This is a genomic window from Aminobacter sp. 01T433, from assembly GCF_056398585.1.
Genome location: NZ_JBFTPR010000009.1, coordinates 97,139 through 115,417, shown reverse-complemented (window position 1 = coordinate 115,417; position 18,279 = coordinate 97,139). Strand labels below are relative to the sequence as shown.

Here is an 18,279-nt window from a genome sequence, read left to right as displayed (position 1 = left end):
GGTGATTCCCGGTTCCCGTCGGTCTAGGTGCGATTCGTTCAAGCCGCGCGCCGTTGAGGTAACCCCAATCGGCGTCGATGATCCGCCTGCCGCTTGACGCTCTGGCCATGCAGGTCGAGGCGTAGCGAATTGTCGTTATGCAGATCTGCTGTAGATTGCCCCGGAGGGCTCAATTCTCAAATTCGCAACGCTTTGGAAAAGGTGGCTCCCCGGGCCGGATTCGAACCAGCGACCAACCGGTTAACAGCCGGTTGCTCTACCACTGAGCTACCGGGGAACAGGGCTCATGTGAACGAGGCGGGCTATAGCAAAGGCATTTGTGATTTGCAAAGAGGTAATCGTTCTTTTTCGAAGTTTTTCCCCACGACCTTTCTGGTAATCGCCACCAAGCGCGCTCATATGACAGCTTCGCAAGGGCTTTCGCCGGATTGGCGCGGCATTCGGGCGCAGACGGATCAGCGGATATGCAGGGATAATGATCAGGCAAAGACCTCAGCAGCCCCCAAGGCGGAAGATTTCGGTCTTCGGCCGCGAATTCGCCATGCCGCGCTCGCGCGGCGTGCGGATCGGGCTGGGGATTGCGCTTTGCTTCTTTGGCCTGCTCGGCTTCCTGCCGGTGCTCGGCTTCTGGATGATTCCGCTGGGCCTGCTGATGCTTTCGCACGAGTTCCATGTCGTGCGTCGCGTGCGCCGCAAGCTGATCGTCTGGTGGGAAAGGCGCAAGCGCCCGGCGAACTAAGCGCTCTGTGCAGGCAGGAATCGCAGGGACCACCTGGGATTCTCGAAGGACTCATCAATGGCCGGCATAGAGAGCGCCGCAGCCGCTTTGTTTTGCTTTGGGGCAAGGCCTGCAGGTTGAGCCCAGGGATTCGCGAGAGCGTCTGCGCCACCGATTCCTGCAAGGTTCCCTCATTCAAAAGCAGCGGGAAAGATTCTTCCCCGCTTGACGTCGGAATCCTGGCAACCTATTGGAGCCGTGTAGACGCCCGAAGCGGCGAGGCCTCGTGGCGGAGTGGTTACGCAGAGGACTGCAAATCCTTGCACCCCGGTTCGATTCCGGGCGAGGCCTCCAGCTTCCTCGGCAACCGCCGCCGAGGACCCATTCGGGTGCAGTCATATTTTGCGCGTCACGCGCTGAAGGCGGGCCCAGTTGAACATGAACGCTGATTTTTCCGAACGTCGTGTGAAGATGGTGGACGGCCAGGTCCGCACCACCGACGTGACCGACGCCGCCATTCTTTCCGCCATGCTCTCGGTGCCGCGCGAGGCATTCGTCGACAACGGCCAGCGCGAGCTTGCCTATATCGACGAGGATCTGCGCTATGGCGTGACGGCCGATGCCGATCAGCCGCGCTATCTGATGGAGCCGTCGCCTTTCGCCAAGCTGGCACAGCTGGCCGAGATCAAGTCCAGCGACTTCGTGCTCGATGTCGGTTGCGGCACAGGCTATTCCTCCGCGGTGTTGTCGCGCCTCGCAAGCTCGGTGATCGCTCTCGAAAGCGACGCGACGCTTGCCGCGCGTGCCACCGAAACTTTGTCTTCGCTCGGTTATGACAATGTTGTCGTCGTCTCCGGGGCGCTGCCTGCCGGATATCCGTCTCAGGCGCCATACGATGTCATTTTCGTCGGTGGCAGCGTCGAGCAGGTGCCCGAGGCGCTGCTTGCCCAACTCAAGGAGGGCGGCCGGCTGGTCGCTGTCGAGGGGCGGGGTAATGCCGGTGTTGCCGCAGTTTATCTCAAGAACGCAGCGACAGTAACGGCCCGCAAAGCCTTTAATGCGGCAGTTAAGCCACTACCGGGCTTCAATCGAACACGCGAATTTGAGTTCTGATCTCCTTTTTCTTGCGGCGCATCGAGTGTCGTGATGATCTAAGGGCCGCACGAGTGCGTCTGATTCTGGACTGATTTGGTCTGGAATTGGCGCTTTAGGTCGGATCCGGCGAGGGGCATTCTAGGCTGCCTTCAGGTAGTCCGCCGCAGAATGAATGAGGGACGCGTGTTGCCGTTTTTCCGTAAAAGCTTGTTTGCCGTAGCCTTGGTCTCCGCCACGGCGTTGTCGCCCTTGTCGGCCTCCGCGGAAACGATCCTCGGCGCGCTGTCAAAGGCGTATCAGAACAATTCATCGCTCAATTCGGCCCGCGCCGGTGTGCGCGTCACCGATGAAAACGTGGCCATCGCCAAGTCAGGCTGGCGTCCGACGGTCGCTGCTACGGCAGGCATCGACTATACGACAACGCGTCTGTCGGGTTTGACCACCAATCTTTCCGTCGGGTCTTTCGGCGTTCAGATCAATCAGACGCTGTTCGACGGCTTCCAGACCAAGAACAATGTCGCCGCCGCAGAGTCGCGTGTGCGAGCCTCGTTCGAATCTCTTCGCAACACCGAGCAGACAACGCTGTTCAATGCCGCAACAGCCTATATGGACGTCATTCGCGATCGCCAGGTTGCGGCGCTGACGGAGCGCAACCTGCAATTCCTGACTGAGCAGGTGCGTGCAGCGCGCTCGCGTTTCGACGTGGGTGAGGGTACGCGTACCGACGTGGCCCAGGCCGATGCGTCGCGCTCCGCTGCGGTCGCGTCGCTGGCTGCAGCGCGCGCCCAGGCCGAGTCCAGCGCGGCTGTCTACCGCCAGATCGTCGGAGACGATCCGAAGAATTTGAAAGCGGCATCGCCCGTCGCGAAGCTTTTGCCTAAAAGCCTCAATGGCGCGATCGCTATCGCAGCGGAACAGCATCCGGCGATCCTTGCGACGGAATACCTTGTCGACGCGGCGGGGTTCTCCGTGAAATCGGCGGAAGGCCAATTGTTGCCGCAGGTGTCTGCTTCCGCAGGCGTTTCGCAGGCCTATCGCAATACCTCGCCGGGCTCCCTGGCTGATGGCAATGCCGCCTCGGCAACGATCGGTGCCACTTTGACCGTGCCGATCTATCAGGGTGGTCGTGTTGCCGCGACCGTGCGTCAGCAAAAGGAAACGCTGGGCCAGGCCCGGATCGAGGTTGATGTCAGTCGTGACCAGGTTCGGGCGGCAGTGACGGCTGCCTGGACGCAGTACATCGCGGCTCTTGAGAGCGTCACGGCCAATCGCGCGCTTGTTTCGGCGCAGCAGCTTGCACTCAATGGTGTCATTGAGGAGCGCAATGTGGGTCAGCGCACGACGCTCGACGTGCTCAACGCGCAAGCCGACGTCATTACGGCCCAGATCAACCTCGCGACATCCGAGCGCGACACGGTGGTGGCAAGCTACGCCATTCTTTCGGCTACGGGCCACCTGTCGACCGAGCGGCTCGGGCTCCAGGTCACAAAATACGAGCCGAAAGAGCATTACAACGCTGTCAAGGACAAGTGGTACGGCCTGCGCACGCCGGACGGCCGCTGACCGTCATAGCGACTGCAGAATTTCAGGCGGGCGCCTGCTCCGATGGAGCGGCGCCCGTTTTCATTTGCCGGCCAAGACTAGGTCGCAGCGCTGGTTGGTAATCTGTTGAAATCGCCGGGCATGCCCGATTGGGGATTCTCGAAGAGGAATCAGTAGGCTACGCTTGGGCTCTGATTCGAAGCCCGTTTCGACGGGCGGGTTTTGTAACCTGTCACGAAGGCGGCGGATGTGACGATGGCCCAGGCTAGCAGCGCTCAGCGCGAACCCTCGATGGAAGAGATTCTCGCTTCCATCCGCAGGATCATCGAAGACAACGATACCGGGCGCCGTCCGGCAGTTGACTTCGAGCAGATGCGCCCGGAGCCGGAAGACGACCGTGGCGACCGCAATGTCATCGAAGTCGAGGCATTCAGAGCTGAACTACAGGCAACCAAGACCGTGCCGGCCGATGTGAAGCCCGTCGAAATCGCCCCAACTCCTGCCAAGCTCGATACGGTGCGTGGCGACGAAGCGAGCTCCGCACTTTGGCCGTCGATGGAAGCGAAGACGCCTTTGGTCGCAAAGACACCCGCGCCGGCGCTCGATGCACAAGCAGCCGTGCGCGCGTCCGCAGCAAGCTGGACGCCCAAATCCACCTTGGCCGTCGAGCAGATGGAACGCCTGGCCGGGCCGCCACGCGAACTGGAAAAGGTCGAGGCACCGGTCGTTGCGGTACCCGCAGAGCCGGCAACCGCCGACGAGCCGCTTTCGGCCAAGCCGGTGATCATCTCCGAGCAGGCAGGCCGTCAGGTGTCGGCAGCCTTTGGCGAGCTCAACGATGCGTATGCGGCGCGCAGCCGAAAGTCGTTCGACGACATTGCTGCCGAGATGATGCGGCCTATGCTGCAGGATTGGCTCGACAACAACCTGCCGACGCTGGTCGAGCGGCTGGTACGTGAAGAGATCGAGCGCGTGGCACGCGGCGCCTGACAGGCTAAGGCGCCTCAGACAGCCATAGGCTTTCATTACGCAGAAATTGCGATTCCTCGTCAATGGCTTGCGCTGAACGGTGCATGTCGAAGGTGAAGTGCCTTTGCCGCCGTCATGCGCTTTGGCGACCCATGAGCCGCAATAATTCGTTCTGTCGGTGCCCGCCATGAGGTTGCCATCGGGTTCGGCAACAATGAAGCTGCACGCGCTGTTTGCGACACCTTGCAGCCCCGACGGTTGACTCGATCCCACCCATCCGATTTACACCGGACCAGTAAAGTCCGGACCAAACGGAACCAATTCCGATGCTTGAGAAGACCTACGACGCAAAGACCGTCGAACCCAAGATTGCCAAGACCTGGGAAGACGCCGACGCCTTCAAGGCCGGCGCGGGTGCTGCCGAAGGCGCGGAACCGTTCACGATCGTGATCCCGCCACCCAACGTCACCGGCTCGCTGCATATGGGCCACGCGCTCAACAACACGCTGCAGGACATTCTTGTCCGCTTCGAGCGCATGCGCGGCAAGAACGTGTTGTGGCAGCCGGGCATGGATCACGCAGGCATCGCCACCCAGATGGTGGTCGAGCGCAAGCTGATGGAAAAGCAGATCCATCGCCGTGACCTGACGCGCGAGCAATTCGTCGAGCGCGTCTGGGAATGGAAGGACGAATCGGGCGGCATGATCTTCAACCAGCTCAAGCGGCTGGGTGCTTCCTGCGACTGGTCGCGCGAACGCTTCACCATGGACGAGGGCCTGTCCAAGGCTGTCATCGAGGTGTTCGTGACGCTGCACAAGCAGGGTCTGATCTACAAGGACAAGCGCCTTGTGAACTGGGACCCAAAGCTTTTGACCGCGATCTCCGACCTCGAGGTCGAGCAGCACGAGGTCAACGGCAATCTCTGGCACTTCCGCTATCCGGTCGAAGGCGAAGTCTACGATCCGGAAAAACCTGCTACCTACATCACAGTGGCGACGACGCGGCCGGAGACGATGCTCGGCGATACGGCTGTCGCGGTCCATCCCGATGACGAGCGCTATGCGTCGCTGGTCGGCAAGAATGTGGTCCTGCCGATCGTTGGCCGCAAGATTCCGATCGTTGCTGACGAGTATTCCGATCCGGAAAAGGGTTCGGGGGCGGTCAAGATCACGCCGGCGCACGATTTCAACGATTTCGAGGTCGGCAAGCGACACAATCTCGCGGCGATCAACATCCTGACCGTCGAAGCCAACATCAACATCGTCGACAACGAGGAGTTCCTCGAAGGTGTCGAGCGCAGCGAAATGCGCGATGGCGTGTGGGCGCAGCTGCACGGGCTCGACCGCTTCGCGGCGCGCAAGCTGGTCGTCCAGATGATGGAGGAGGGCGGTTTCCTCGACAAGATCGAGCCACACAAGCACATGGTGCCGCATGGCGACCGTGGCGGCGTGCCGATCGAGCCGTTCCTGACCGACCAGTGGTATGTCAACGCCGCCGAGATGGCCAAGCCGGCGATCCGCAGCGTGCGCGAGGGCCGCACCAATTTCGTGCCCAAGAACTGGGAAAAGACCTATTTCGACTGGATGGAGAACATCCAGCCCTGGTGCGTGTCGCGCCAGCTGTGGTGGGGGCATCAGATCCCGGCATGGTATGGACCGGACGGCCACGTCTTTGTCGAGCGCACCGAAGAAGAAGCGCTCGACGCGGCGATCCAGCACTATCTCGCCCTTGCCGGACCGTGGAAGGCGTGGGTCGAGGAGCAGCTTGAGAATTTCGAGCCCGGCAAGATCCTGACGCGCGACGAAGACGTGCTCGACACCTGGTTTTCGTCAGCGCTTTGGCCGTTCTCGACGCTCGGCTGGCCCGACAAGACGCCGGAACTCGACACCTACTACCAGACCGATGTTTTGGTGACCGGCTTCGACATCATCTTCTTCTGGGTCGCCCGGATGATGATGATGGGCCTCCACTTCATGGAAGAAGAGCCGTTCCACACGGTCTATGTCCATGCGCTGGTTCGCGACAAGAGCGGCCAGAAGATGTCGAAGTCGAAGGGCAACGTCATCGATCCGCTCGAGCTGGTCGACGAGTACGGCGCCGATGCCTTGCGCTTCACGCTGGCCATCATGGCAGCGCAAGGTCGCGACGTAAAACTCGATCCGGCCCGTATCGCAGGCTACCGCAACTTCGGCACCAAGCTGTGGAACGCCACGCGCTTTGCCGAGATGAACGGCGTTGCGCGTAATGACGAGTTCTGGCTCAACGACGCCAAGCTGACGGTCAACCGCTGGATCCTGACCGAACTCACCCGCGCGACGCGCGAAGTGACGGCGGCGATCACCTCCTACCGCTTCAACGAAGCGGCGGGTGCAGCCTATCGCTTTGTCTGGAACACGTTCTGCGATTGGTATCTCGAACTGCTGAAGCCGATCTTCATGGGCGAAGACGAAGCCGCCAAGGCCGAAAGCCAGGCGGTTGCGGCCTTCGTGCTCGACGAGGTCTACAAGCTGCTGCACCCGATGATGCCGTTCATGACCGAGGAGTTGTGGGCGCATACGGCGGGTGAAGGCAAGGAGCGGGCGTCGCTGCTCTGCCACGCTGCTTGGCCAGCGCCTGATTTCGAGGACGCTGCGGCCGCCGCCGAGATCAATTGGCTGGTCGATCTGGTCAGCGGCATTCGCTCGGTGCGCTCGGAGATGAACGTACCTCCGGCGGCTATTGCGCCGCTGGTCTTTGTCGGCGCCAATGAAGAGACGCTTGGGCGCCTCAATCGTCATCAGTCGGCAATCGCCCGTCTGGCGCGTGTCGGCGAGATCACGCATGAGGCGGCAGCACCCAAGGGTGCGGCTCAGATCGTTGCCGGCGAGGCAACCGCATGCCTGCCGCTCGGCAGCCTGATTGATCTCAGTGCGGAAGCCGCGCGCCTGCAAAAGGAGCTTGCCAAGACGACCGAAGAGATCGCGCGACTGCACAAGAAGCTGTCAAACGAAAAGTTCGTTGCCTCTGCTCCCGAAGAGATTGTTGCAGCCGAGCGTGAAAAACTCGAGGACTATCGCCAGCTGCAGGGAAAGCTCGATACCGCGCTTTCCCGCGTCAGGGACGCCGGCTGACGATTCGAAGTTAAACCCCTGCCGTGGCTTGATGCTGCGACAGGAACTTCTTTTCTCGCGGTGTATACATGCCGCAGCGTAAGCTGCGGCTGATGTATCCAGTTTTCGCCTGATTGTTGCCATAATGTAACAAGGGGTCGAAATGGCGGGAAAATGCCTGTTTCCGGGCATTGATCCATGGGTTTTCCTGGAAACTCTGTTCGCGAAAACAGCGAAATCACCAAAATTGACGTTTGCGTAAGCGGAAGGTCTACGGCGATCACGTCGAGAGGCGAATTCGGCGCGTGCGTTTGTGAAAAATCAATGTTGCGTGAAGACAATGAAATCGTTCAATTCGGCTCACGAGCATTCGGGAGAGGACTTAATGAAAATTTCGCATTTCAAGGCGCTGCTGGGGGCAACGGCGCTGACAATCGTTGCGGCGAGTGCTGCACATGCCGGTGGTTTTGACCGCGGCGGTGTCAATATTGACCAGTTGTTTGATGCAGCACCTTATTCGTTTGAAGCCGGCGTGACCTATGTGTCGCCTCAGCGCACGTTGAAGAACGTTCGCCGCATTGACGGCTCGCGACTGTCGTCTTCCGAAGTCAAGGTCGATGGTGATTATGCCGTGCCGAGGGTGGGCCTCAAGTTCAACGTCGTTGAGCCTGTTGACTGCCTCGCATCCTATTCGAAGCCATATGGCGCCGACGCCAATTATGGGATGAACAACGCCTATTCTCCGACGGCGGTTAAGTACTCGATCGATACCAATGATTTCGGCCTGACTTGTTCGTACAAGATGGACGTAGGAAAAGGATCGGTCCGCTTCATCGGTGGCGTGTCTTATCAGGATGTCGACGCGTTCCTGTCGCGCCAGACACTTCTTGCTTTCGGAAACAAGGGTCTCGGCGTTTTCAAGCTTTCGGACTCGTCCTGGGGCTGGCGCATCGGCACCGCCTACGAAATGCCTGAGATAGCTCTTCGGGCGAGCTTGATGTATTATTCGAGCTACCAGTACGACGGGCTCTCGGGCACTGTCGACACGACTGGCTTCAGAGGCGGCCCGATGGCCGATGTACGTCCAGGTTCGACCGGCGTCTTCCCTGTGTCAGCGTCCGCCGAGATTCCGCAGGCAGTGGAGTTCAAGTTCCAGACTGGTATCGCGCCGGACTGGCTGGCATTCGGTTCTGTCCGCTGGCAGGAATGGAGCAAGCTTGGCGTCATTCCCATCAAGGGCGTCCGGAACCCTGCCATCGGCACGCCATCGAATGTGTCTTTTGATCCACTCTATCGCGACGGCTGGACCATTGCCGGCGGTGTCGGCCACAAGTTCAATGACATGATCAGCGGTGCTGTCCAGATCACGTGGGATCGCGGCACGTCCACCATCTCGGGCTATCAGTCGGACACCTGGAACTTTGGTGCCGGCGTATCTGTGGCCGCGACACAAAACATCGAGTTCCGGCTGGGTGGTTCGATCGGCATCATGACCAGCGGAACGTCGGCCTTTAACAACGTCGGCGACGTTGCAAATGCCGTTGTTTATGAATTTGACAGCGATCCGGTCTATGCGGGCGCGGCGTCCGTGAAGATCAAGTTCTGACCAAAACGCCATGATCCCTCGCTCCCCGTAGAAACTATGGGGAGCAGGACAATTTAGCCGGGCCTCGTGCCCGGCTTTTTGTTGCCCGGAGCCCATTTCCATTTCGGAAACCATGACGCGGCAAGTCCGCAACAGTTGTGACGATTCCGCAACACTTTTCCAGCAAGCTTTCAGCTATGGAACGAAGCGGGACAATTGCCCATTTCCCGCCATAAACCCGGCGCACCCCGGATAGGTCTTTTGACCAGTACCCGGATGTCGGGTGGAACATGAAGTAGGCCCGCGATGGTGCGGCAGGAACAGGAATGAACGCCAAGGCAATCCTCAAGGCCAAGCTGCCCAGCCACCGCAAGACGGCGGCGCTGGCGCATGCGCCTGCCTGTTCTTATGTGCCGATGAGCTTTCGGTCTGGGTACGGAAACAATCCTGACATCGCCAGCTGGTTGGCTCGACCGACGAGGACTTCACTCGATCACATTTGCTTGCGCGAAATTGGCCGTACTTTGGTCGAAAACAGCGAGCATCGTGACCATATCGATGCTCAGGACATGAAGCGCCCGGCCAAAGGAATCGGCATGGCGCAGCCCGAGCTTGAGTTGGCGGAGAGGGTGAAAGAGTTGAAACCGTGTTCAACCGGCGGTCGGTTGGGCGCGACTTGGAATTATGTCCGAACCGCGCGGTCAAGCCGTGACGGCGCGGTCACCCACCTTGGTGGGCGAAAGAAACACACTGCTATGCGCATATCTGAGTTGGTAAGAGCATCAGCCTTTTCGGCGCTTGTCGCGGCCAGTCTTCTGGGTGGTGCCGGCGAAGCGCTGGCGTTCGACGACAAGGTCTTCGACGACAAGACGGGGGTGAAGCCGCAGTCGAGCCCTTGGGCGGTGTTCCAGTTCGGTTTCTCCGCCTACAAGAGCGGCCACAAGGACCAGGCTGTCGAAGCTTATCGTTATGCCGCTGAAAACGGCCAGATCGGCGCCACCTGGAAGCTCGCACGCATGTATGCCGAAGGCGACGGCGTGGCCCAGAACGATTACGAAGCCTTCAAGTTCTTCACCGAGATTGCCGAACAGGATGTCGAGCCCGGCTCGCCCGAAGAGAGCTACGTCTCGGATGCGCTTGTGGCGCTGGGCGGTTACATGAAGGAAGGCATTCCCGGCAGCCCGGTGTCGGCCAATCCGGTCGCCGCGCAGGAATATTACATGCGCGCCGCTGCCAACTACCGCAATCCCAACGCCCAGTACGAGATGGGCAAGATGTTCCTCAAGGGCGATGGCGGCGTGAAGGCTTCCGTCAAGCAGGCCGGCCGCTGGCTGCAGCTTGCCGCGGAAAAAGGCCATGCCGGCGCTCAGGCCACGCTCGGCAATCTGTTGTTTGAGAGCGGCAAGGTGGTGCGCGGTCTCGCCATGATGACCGCAGCGCTTGAACGCGCGACACCTTCCGACCAGCCCTGGATCAGGGGCATGCAGGAAGAGGCCTTTGCGCTTGCCGACGAATCCGACCGGCGCACGGCGATTTCGCTCGCCGAAGACATCCTGACCAAGGGCAACTAGCAGGCCCCCACTGTCTTCAGGCCGCCGAGGCCTGCAAGCGAGGCCAGCGCGCAAGCTACTTCGCAACTGCCGGGTATGTTTCCGACAAAAAATGAAACGATTCTGGCGGGTTCGGCCCAGCCTGGACAATTCCGTCGCCGCGAAAACGCGCGAATTCGATAATTTTGTCGCCCGATGCCATAACGGCTGTCCGACCAAGCAATTCTCGCAGTTCCGGCCTCAAGCCGTCGCCATGCCGGTTGGCCAGTTGGTCAAGCGCATTCAGTCCCAGCATTCGAGAGCGCCTCTCATTTGGTATTCGGGCCAGTCAGCGGGCAACGCCGAGCGGCAGTGTGAACTGCCAGCTTGAGCGGCCAGATTCAGGCGGAATGGGTGGGAACGGGGCGGCGCGGCGCACGGTTTCGAGCGCTGCGCTGTCGAGATCGGCGGAGCCCGAACTCTGGACGATCCGCACGCTACCGACGCCGCCCGACGCGTTGACGACAAAGCTCACGTGAACGTCGTTTTGTGCCTTGGCCCGGGCCGAACGCGAGATCGAACGCAGCGCGCGGCGCAACTTGGAAACAACCTTGCCCGGATAATTGGATGCTGAAGCATTGCCTGCGGTGGCGCTGCTACCATTCTTGCCGGAGGCTGTGGTGGTTCCGTTGGCAGCGCCATCAGCCTCACCCTTCCTGGCGTCCGTCTGACCGTTGCCGGCGGAGCCTGCCTTGGCTGTCTTTTCTTTTTTCGCCGAGGCTTTGTCTGCCTTCTTCGGCTGTTCGACCTTTTGCTCCGGCTTCTTCAGTGGTTTTGCGTCGGGCTTCTTGACCGGCTTTTTCACCGGCTCGGGCGTTGGTTCGAGTTCCGCGACGATCTTCTCAGGTTCAGCCGAAGGCGCAGGCTTTTCGATTTCCACGGGTTCGGCGGGGGCCAGCTCGGCCGGCTTCTGGACGATGTTGTCGTCTTCAACCGGCTCCAGCCTATCGACGGCAAGGATTTCGGGAAGCGGGTCGGTTACGGCCGGCTGGACCGGCTGTTCCGCAACAGGCTGGATGGTCTCCGCTGCCGGCGTTTCGACGGGGGCGGTATCGACAGCTTGGATCGTTTCCGGCTCCGTGACGGTCCGTGCTTCGATCGTCTCCACCGGCTTTGCGTCAAGCATGGTGATCATCGTCACGTTGACCGGGGCGAGCTCGGATATCTCGCCTGCCGCCGACTGGTCCTCCGGCGCGTTGCCAAGCAGCGTGATGCCAGCGTCGGCACTTCCTTCGATCAGAACTTGTTCGTCGTTTGCGCGTGTGACGAAGAACATGGCGACTGCCGCATGCAGGGCGCACGAGGCCATGACGGCAGCCAGCCATTTGCGCTTGCGTGCCTTTGCCATCGCTTTGGGCGCCAGCGGCTCGCTTGCGCGAACCGACAAGAGCGGGCTGACATCGGCGATATAGGCTCTGTCAGCGGTATCGCGAGCGCCGACTATCATCAGCGCTTCGCGCGGGGTCGCGAATTTGGGATCGTCGGGCTCGACCGGCCAAGCACCAAAGCCGGCCAACGGCCAGACTAGGGTGTTTTTGGCGAAGGCTGGTTCGATCCCCACGAACTGCTCCTCAGACGCCGAATGCGATGCCGGATTTGGATACGGTGCGCAGCGACTTCAGGCAAGCCGACGGCTCGACACCCTGACCGGTGCAATCGGTCGCGTGGTTGATCAGCACGCGGCTGACCTTTGCGCATTCGGTGCCCGGCAGATCGAAACGGGTAACCTTGGTCTTGCCAGCGGGAAGTTCCTTGAAGTCGAGCACGGTCAACCGGTCGACGACGCCTGCCTCGTTGAACAGTGCAATCTCGAACGCCGCCTTTGAAAGCTCGGCGCCGAGGTTGTTGGTCACCACGAAGGTGAAGCGACAGCCCTTGTCGGAGGGCTGCGCCGCATTGAGTTCGAGCAGCAGGGCAGGGGATGGCGGGGCACTTTGTGCCCCCGCCGCGCCCGCCGAGGCCAACAGCGCCACAGCGATCAGCATGCGCTTGGTCTTCGCGCCAAGCCGCATGGTCACCACCCGAGCTGTTTGGAAAGGGAGATCTTGAACGTCCTGCCCTTGGCGTCGTCGTTCATCAGGAACTCCTTGTACTGGCGGTTGAACAAGTTATCGACGCCGAGATTGGCTTCCCAACCGGCAAGCTGGCCGTCCTGTGGCTTCCAGGTCATGAAGATGTCGTGGACGTTGAACGCTGTGGAGAAACGCGTCGAGTTTGGATCGGCGACGGGGGGAGTGTCGCGGTCGCGCGAAGCATCCTGCGGGCCGGCCACGATACGTGCCGTCCAGCCGAAGGTTACGTCGTAATCAGGTACCTTTCCGCCAAGCGTCAGAGCCAGTTCGTGCGGAGCGACTGTTGTCAGGTAGGCGTCGGTCATCTTGTTCTTGCCGACCACGTAGGAATAGGACGCGTTGGCAAAAACGTAGTCGGTATCGTAAGCGGTCTCGACCTCGAAGCCGTAGAGTTCAGCCTCTTCGATGTTGATGAAACCCGGCTTGTTGTTGAAGCCCGAAGCAAATGGCCGGTTGAGCGCGATCAGGTCCTTCACGTCATTGTAGAAGCTCGTGACCTTGAGCTGGCCCGCGTCGCGCGCCTGCAGCATGTCGGACCCCGACAGTGCGAAACCTGCCTCGAAATTGTTCGACTGCTCTTTCTTCAGGCCAAGGCTCGGCCGGAAGGTTGAAGACGAACTCGCTGTCGAGAACACTTCGTCGATAGTCGGGAACCGCTCGGTATGAGCGATGGAGCCAAACACCGAAAACGTGTCGTTGAACTTGTAGAGCGCGGCCACCTTGGGCGAGAAGGCGGTGTCATCGGTCGACGGTGCGTTGAGTGCCGTGTCCGGCGTCAACCTGTGCCAGTCGAGGCGCACGCCGGGTATAATCGTCAGGCGGTCGTCGAAGACGAATTCGTTTTGCGCGAAAACGCCGGTCTTGAGATCGGTGCCTTCGGGATGGAACGTGACGGGGAACTGCCGGCCATTGTTGAAGAAGGCTTCGGCGACGCGTGTCTGGTAGGTCGTCTGCGAGCCGAATGTGAAGTGGTTCGTCCAGTTGTCGCCAGTCCACTCCATCGTGTTCTGGGCGTTGAACTGCCAAGTTTCGTAGCCGTAGTTCGAATCGCAGACCACCGCGAAGGAACCTGGGCTGCAGGAATTCCGCAGATCGGCATTGCGCTGCTCATTGTGGGTGTTGGAATAAGATGCCGACACCTTCACGTCGAGCATGTCGTTGTCGGCGAACGGGTTTTCGTAGGAAAGGATGGCCGTCTGGTCGACGACATGGCGATCGACAAGGCCAAAGAAGGAGGCCGTGCTGGTCTGCGACAGCTGCTGGTCGTCAAGGTCGGAATCCCACCGCTGGTAGGAGGCCCGCAAGGTGCCCTCGTCGCCGACCTTGAAGGTTCCTTTGGCGAGACCCGACCAGGCCTTGAAGTTGGTGCCGAGAACGTCGGTGCCGTCGCCTGAGCTGTAGACACCGGAGGCGCGATAATTGCCGGTGAGCAGGAACTCGGCATTTTCGCCCATGCGCTGGGCCAAAACCGTCGATGTCAGGTAGCCGTTGCCGTTGCTGTTCCAGGAAACTTTCTGGCGCAGCGCGCCGGTCTGACCATCCGCGATGAAATCAGACGCGTCCTTGGTTTCGAAGTTGATCACGCCGCCGAGTGCGCCCGATCCATAGAGCGTGGACGAGGCGGGGCCGCGCAACACCTCGACGCGCTTGTAGAGCTCCGGATCGGAAAAGAAGGAGCCGAGCCGGTACTGCTCATAAAACTTCTGTGCACCGTCGACATTGACGATGATGCGGCCGCCGTCGCCGGTGTTTTCAGGGGCGCCGATGCCGCGGATATTGAAGCTCTGGCCGAGCAGCCTGTCTGAGCCGGTGACGTTGACGCCCGGTATCGCGCGAATGATCTCGCCGATCGTCTCGGGCTGCAATTGGTCGATGTCCGCTTGCTCGAGCACGGAGACGGCCTGCGGTGTGTCGATAGCGACTTTTTCCTGGCCGGCACCGACGATCAGGCGCTGCAATACGGTAACGCGCCCCTTCTTATCCTGTTCATTCGTTTGCGGTTCTTGCGCTTTGGCGTTCTGCAGTCCCACCAGCAACGCTATCGCCGCTCCGCCCAGCAGAGCAGCCTTGTTCCGAGCAACCAGCCCCATATCCCAACTCCAAAATGTCCCTGCTGGCTTGCTTGGCGCTTGCTTGCATTTTTTCGTCCGCCCGACACGTCTTAAATCTTGACTCGATCAGTCCGGTATTGCACTGACTAGTAAACATGATTGATCGAGTCAACAATTTGATTTGACCTCATGGCCACGACCGGACTGAGCCGGCGCGGCGGACGGATGAAGGAGTGGAATGAGATGAATTCACACAATCCGAACCATTTCCGTTCTGGCCAATTCCGGCACGGATTCCGCAGGCCGGAAGGTCAGGTCGCGGCGCGTCCGATCGCCGGATCGCTCGCGGTCAGGACACTGACCAGCGAGTCGCTGTTTCTCGGCGATTTCGAGATCGGCATCGATCATGGCGGCGCTCTCTACCGCCTGAAGATTACCCGTCAGGGCAAGCTCATTCTCAACAAGTAGGTGTTTTCCAATGGACCAGCGCGTAAAGCCCGCCCCGCATGACATCCGGCGGGCGCGGACCGACAACCCGAAAATGCGCGAGCGCGATCTCGCCAGCCAGCTTGGCATTTCAGAAGCGGAGCTAGTGGCAGCGCATTGCGGCGAGGGCGTCGTTCGCATCGAGCCGCGCGCCAACGACCTGCTGGCTGGGCTCGAGGCGGTCGGCGAGGTCATGGCACTGACCCGCAATGAAAGTGCCGTGCACGAAAAGATCGGCGTCTACGACAAGGTGGTGCCGGGCAAGCATGCCGCCATGGTGCTGGGCGAAAACATCGACCTGCGCGTCTTCCCAAGTGCCTGGGCGCATGGTTTTGCCGTCGAAAAGCGTGACGGCGACGATATTCGCCGCAGCTTGCAGTTCTTCGACGCCGCAGGCGTCGCCGTACACAAGGTGCACCTTCGCCCTTCGTCCAATCTCTACGCCTATCAGAAGCTGGTCGAGGCTCTCGGCACCGACAACCAAGACCCGTTGATCGCAACTGTTGCCGCGGTCGCCGAAAAGCCGGTCAGCGACGGCTCGGCCAGCGTCGATGAACTGCGCCAGCGCTGGAGCACGATGACCGACGTGCACCAGTTCTTCGGTATCCTGCGCTCGCTCAAGCTCGGCCGCCAGCAGGCCATGCGCATGGTCGGAGGCGACTATGCCTGGACACTCGGCAAGGACGCGCTGCCCGCCATGTTCAACCAGGCGGCCGAGAGCGAACAGCCGATCATGTGCTTCGTTGGCAATCACGGCTGCATCCAGATCCATTCCGGTCCGGTGAAGAACATCAAGCCGATGGGGCCATGGATCAATGTGCTGGACGAGACTTTCCATCTGCACCTGCGTCTCGATCACGTCCACGAACTGTGGGCCGTGCGCAAGCCGAACACGGATGGCCATGTCACTTCGGTAGAGGCCTATGACGCCAATGGCGAGATGATCATCCAGTTCTTCGGCAAGCGGAAAGAAGGCGAAGGCGAGCGCGAGAGCTGGCGCAACCTCGCCGAAAACCTGCAGCGCGCATCCCAGCAGCAGGCGGCGTGAGGAGAACGATGATGCCGGCACCCCAAAGGCTCGCACGTGCGGGCGCACTAGGCCTGTCGCTGTTGCTTTCGACAACCATCGCAAGCCTCGCCATTGAAGGCGTTTCGGTTCTGCCCGACCGCTCGCGCGTGGCCTCGGTCGGGGGCTCGATCACCGAGATCGTCTATGCGCTGGGTGAGCAGGGCACGCTCGTTGCCCGCGACTCGACCAGCGTCTATCCGGAAGCGGCGTTCAAGCTTCCGGATGTCGGTTACATGCGGGCACTGTCGCCAGAGGGCGTTTTGTCGGTCAACCCGTCCGGCATCCTGGCTCTTGAGGGCAGTGGTCCGAAAGAAGCGCTCGACGTGCTCAAGAAAGCGAGCATTCCCTTCATCTCGGTGCCCGAAGGTTTCACCCACAAGGGTATCGTCGAAAAGGTCCTTGTTGTCGGCAAGGCACTCGGCGCTGACGCAAAGGCCGAAACGCTTGCCGCTGAGATCGACAAGCAACTCAGCGACGCCGAAGCTCTGACCAAGGATGTTCCGCAGGCGGAGCGCAAGCGCGTGCTGTTCATCCTGAGCTTGCAGGGTGGCAAGATCCTTGCGTCGGGCAGCAGCACGGCTGCCGACGGCATCATAGCACTCGCTGGCGGGGTCAATGCGGTCGAAGGTTTCTCCGGCTACAAGCAACTCACCGACGAGGCGGCGATCACCGCTAAACCCGACATCATCCTGATGATGGATCGTGAGGGGCAACTCGCCATCGGCGACGCCGATCTTTACGCCCACCCGGCCATAGCATCGACGCCAGCCGGACAGGCCAAGAAGGTAATCCGCATGGACGGCGCCTATCTGCTCGGCTTCGGCCCGCGCACTGCCGGTGCGATCAGGGATCTGGCAGTTGCGCTCTATGGCGACGCGGTCAAGAAATAAGGTCGGGAACGTGGTGGATGAAACGATCGCCGGCCTGACCGGCGAAGACAAGGCTGGCCGCCATGTCAATGGCGACCGCTCCGCGCGAGCATTGCTCGCCATTGGCATGCTTGCCGTGGCTCTGGCCGTCACTGCGCTGTTCAGCCTGACCTGGGGCGCTTCTGACGCCTCGGCACTCGGGCTCATCAGCAACTGGCTGTTGGGCGCAACGCCTGCCAACGAAGCGCTGTCGGTGCGTGACAGCATCATCGTCTATGACATCCGCTTGCCGCGCATCATCCTGGGTGTGCTTGTGGGCGCGGCACTCGCCGTGTCAGGCGCTGTCATGCAGGGCCTCTTCCGCAATCCGCTCGCCGACCCCGGCCTGGTCGGCGTGTCGGCGGGTGCCGGGCTTGGCGCGGTTTCGGTGATCGTGCTGGGCGGGACTTTTCTCGCGCCTTTCACGGCTCTGCTGGGGAGCTACGCGCTGCCACTAGCTGCCTTTGGCGGCGGGCTGGTCACGACGATCATCCTCTACAATGTCGCGACACGGCAGGGCCGCACCTCGATTGCCACCATGCTGCTGGCCGGTATCGCGCTTGGTGCCATGGCCATCGCGCTGACCGGCATCCTGGTCTACATGGCCGACGACCGGCAGTTGCGCGACCTGACCTTCTGGCAGCTCGGCTCGCTCGCCGGAGCGACTTGGATGAAGATCGCCGCCGCCGGACCGATCATCGTGCTTGCGCTGGCGACCACGCCGTTCCTGGCCAAGGGGCTCAACGCTCTTGCGCTGGGCGAGGCGACGGCAAGCCACCTCGGGGTTCCAGTGCAACGCCTGAAATATGTGGCGATCGTTGCTGTATCGGCCGCAATTGGGGCGTCGGTGGCCGTCAGCGGCGGCATCGGTTTCATCGGCATTGTCGTGCCGCACTTGCTGCGCCTGGCGATCGGGCCTGACAACCGCTACTTGCTGCCGGCCTCGGCACTTCTGGGCGCCTGCCTGCTGCTGCTCGCCGATGCGGTGAGCCGCACCATCGTAGCGCCCGCCGAATTGCCGATCGGCATCGTCACGGCCGCCGTTGGCGGGCCGTTCTTCCTGTGGATTCTGCTGCGCAAGCGCGGCATCGTCGATCTTTGACGGC

The 18,279-nt window shown here is 61.0% G+C and carries 15 protein-coding genes and 2 tRNA genes; 12 read left to right on the top strand and 5 right to left on the bottom strand.

What is annotated here, in order from left to right; all coding sequences use genetic code 11:
- Window positions 1-202 precede the first annotated feature (202 nt).
- Window positions 203-277 (bottom strand) — tRNA-Asn (locus AC1DLV_RS17355).
- A 198-nt stretch (window positions 278-475) separates the two neighbouring features.
- Between AC1DLV_RS17355 and AC1DLV_RS17350 the strand changes: the two genes are divergently transcribed.
- From AC1DLV_RS17350 to AC1DLV_RS17315, 8 genes are all read left to right on the top strand, one after another.
- On the top strand, window positions 476-739 hold the full coding sequence (locus tag AC1DLV_RS17350; RefSeq protein ID WP_476801138.1) for a hypothetical protein: 264 nt from the start codon (window positions 476-478) through the stop codon (window positions 737-739).
- Between the two features lie 259 nt (window positions 740-998).
- Window positions 999-1,072: transfer RNA gene (locus AC1DLV_RS17345), tRNA-Cys, on the top strand.
- A gap of 84 nt (window positions 1,073-1,156) precedes the next feature.
- Window positions 1,157-1,831, top strand: a complete 675-nt coding sequence (locus tag AC1DLV_RS17340) for a protein-L-isoaspartate O-methyltransferase family protein (protein ID WP_476801258.1) — start codon at window positions 1,157-1,159, stop codon at window positions 1,829-1,831.
- Between the two features lie 168 nt (window positions 1,832-1,999).
- Entirely contained in the window at window positions 2,000-3,376 is a 1,377-nt protein-coding gene (locus tag AC1DLV_RS17335; protein WP_476801257.1) for a TolC family outer membrane protein, read from the top strand.
- A 234-nt stretch (window positions 3,377-3,610) separates the two neighbouring features.
- On the top strand, window positions 3,611-4,345 hold the full coding sequence (locus AC1DLV_RS17330; RefSeq protein ID WP_476801137.1) for a PopZ family protein: 735 nt from the start codon (window positions 3,611-3,613) through the stop codon (window positions 4,343-4,345).
- 305 nt (window positions 4,346-4,650) lie between these two features.
- A complete protein-coding gene (locus tag AC1DLV_RS17325; protein WP_476801136.1) occupies window positions 4,651-7,434 on the top strand; it encodes a valine--tRNA ligase in 2,784 nt (927 codons plus the stop codon).
- A gap of 364 nt (window positions 7,435-7,798) precedes the next feature.
- A complete protein-coding gene (locus AC1DLV_RS17320; protein ID WP_476801135.1) occupies window positions 7,799-9,019 on the top strand; it encodes an outer membrane protein transport protein in 1,221 nt (406 codons plus the stop codon).
- A 734-nt stretch (window positions 9,020-9,753) separates the two neighbouring features.
- On the top strand, window positions 9,754-10,569 hold the full coding sequence (locus AC1DLV_RS17315; protein ID WP_476801256.1) for a tetratricopeptide repeat protein: 816 nt from the start codon (window positions 9,754-9,756) through the stop codon (window positions 10,567-10,569).
- 55 nt (window positions 10,570-10,624) lie between these two features.
- Here AC1DLV_RS17315 and AC1DLV_RS17310 read toward each other — a convergent pair whose 3' ends face one another.
- Genes AC1DLV_RS17310 through AC1DLV_RS17295 form a run of 4 tightly spaced genes read right to left on the bottom strand, consistent with a single transcriptional unit; the run spans window position 10,625 to window position 14,749 of the window.
- Complete coding sequence (locus AC1DLV_RS17310) at window positions 10,625-10,843, bottom strand: hypothetical protein (protein WP_476801134.1); 219 nt, start codon at window positions 10,841-10,843, stop codon at window positions 10,625-10,627.
- A gap of 33 nt (window positions 10,844-10,876) precedes the next feature.
- A complete protein-coding gene (locus AC1DLV_RS17305; protein WP_476801133.1) occupies window positions 10,877-12,148 on the bottom strand; it encodes a TonB family protein in 1,272 nt (423 codons plus the stop codon).
- 10 nt (window positions 12,149-12,158) lie between these two features.
- Window positions 12,159-12,572: a hypothetical protein gene (locus tag AC1DLV_RS17300; protein WP_476801255.1), complete on the bottom strand. Its 414-nt coding sequence runs from the start codon at window positions 12,570-12,572 to the stop codon at window positions 12,159-12,161.
- A gap of 29 nt (window positions 12,573-12,601) precedes the next feature.
- On the bottom strand, window positions 12,602-14,749 hold the full coding sequence (locus AC1DLV_RS17295; RefSeq protein WP_476801132.1) for a TonB-dependent hemoglobin/transferrin/lactoferrin family receptor: 2,148 nt from the start codon (window positions 14,747-14,749) through the stop codon (window positions 12,602-12,604).
- A gap of 204 nt (window positions 14,750-14,953) precedes the next feature.
- On the opposite strand from AC1DLV_RS17295, the gene hemP reads away from it, so the two are divergent.
- Genes hemP through AC1DLV_RS17275 form a run of 4 tightly spaced genes read left to right on the top strand, consistent with a single transcriptional unit; the run spans window position 14,954 to window position 18,275 of the window.
- Entirely contained in the window at window positions 14,954-15,178 is a 225-nt protein-coding gene (hemP, locus tag AC1DLV_RS17290; protein ID WP_476801131.1) for a hemin uptake protein HemP, read from the top strand.
- 10 nt (window positions 15,179-15,188) lie between these two features.
- Window positions 15,189-16,244, top strand: a complete 1,056-nt coding sequence (locus AC1DLV_RS17285) for a hemin-degrading factor (protein WP_476801130.1) — start codon at window positions 15,189-15,191, stop codon at window positions 16,242-16,244.
- Window positions 16,245-16,255: 11 nt separating this feature from the next.
- The gene (locus AC1DLV_RS17280) at window positions 16,256-17,155 is read left to right on the top strand and encodes a heme/hemin ABC transporter substrate-binding protein (RefSeq protein ID WP_476801129.1); all 900 of its coding nucleotides are present in this window, start codon (window positions 16,256-16,258) and stop codon (window positions 17,153-17,155) included.
- A 10-nt stretch (window positions 17,156-17,165) separates the two neighbouring features.
- Window positions 17,166-18,275 carry a FecCD family ABC transporter permease gene (locus tag AC1DLV_RS17275; RefSeq protein ID WP_476801128.1) on the top strand — a complete coding sequence of 370 codons (1,110 nt, stop codon included), beginning with the start codon at window positions 17,166-17,168 and terminating at the stop codon, window positions 18,273-18,275.
- Window positions 18,276-18,279: the final 4 nt, after the last annotated feature.

What these genes read in the sequence shown, in the direction of transcription:
- AC1DLV_RS17325 (WP_476801136.1), top strand. Translation starts at nt 4,651, where the DNA reads ATGCTTGAGAAGACCTACGACGCAAAGACCGTCGAACCCAAGATTGCC.
- hemP (WP_476801131.1), top strand. Translation starts at nt 14,954, where the DNA reads ATGAATTCACACAATCCGAACCATTTCCGTTCTGGCCAATTCCGGCAC.
- AC1DLV_RS17300 (WP_476801255.1), bottom strand. Translation starts at nt 12,572, where the DNA reads ATGCTGATCGCTGTGGCGCTGTTGGCCTCGGCGGGCGCGGCGGGGGCA.
- AC1DLV_RS17315 (WP_476801256.1), top strand. Translation starts at nt 9,754, where the DNA reads ATGCGCATATCTGAGTTGGTAAGAGCATCAGCCTTTTCGGCGCTTGTC.
- AC1DLV_RS17295 (WP_476801132.1), bottom strand. Translation starts at nt 14,749, where the DNA reads ATGGGGCTGGTTGCTCGGAACAAGGCTGCTCTGCTGGGCGGAGCGGCG.
- AC1DLV_RS17350 (WP_476801138.1), top strand. Translation starts at nt 476, where the DNA reads ATGATCAGGCAAAGACCTCAGCAGCCCCCAAGGCGGAAGATTTCGGTC.
- AC1DLV_RS17330 (WP_476801137.1), top strand. Translation starts at nt 3,611, where the DNA reads ATGGCCCAGGCTAGCAGCGCTCAGCGCGAACCCTCGATGGAAGAGATT.
- AC1DLV_RS17340 (WP_476801258.1), top strand. Translation starts at nt 1,157, where the DNA reads ATGAACGCTGATTTTTCCGAACGTCGTGTGAAGATGGTGGACGGCCAG.
- AC1DLV_RS17310 (WP_476801134.1), bottom strand. Translation starts at nt 10,843, where the DNA reads ATGCTGGGACTGAATGCGCTTGACCAACTGGCCAACCGGCATGGCGAC.
- AC1DLV_RS17285 (WP_476801130.1), top strand. Translation starts at nt 15,189, where the DNA reads ATGGACCAGCGCGTAAAGCCCGCCCCGCATGACATCCGGCGGGCGCGG.
- AC1DLV_RS17280 (WP_476801129.1), top strand. Translation starts at nt 16,256, where the DNA reads ATGCCGGCACCCCAAAGGCTCGCACGTGCGGGCGCACTAGGCCTGTCG.
- AC1DLV_RS17320 (WP_476801135.1), top strand. Translation starts at nt 7,799, where the DNA reads ATGAAAATTTCGCATTTCAAGGCGCTGCTGGGGGCAACGGCGCTGACA.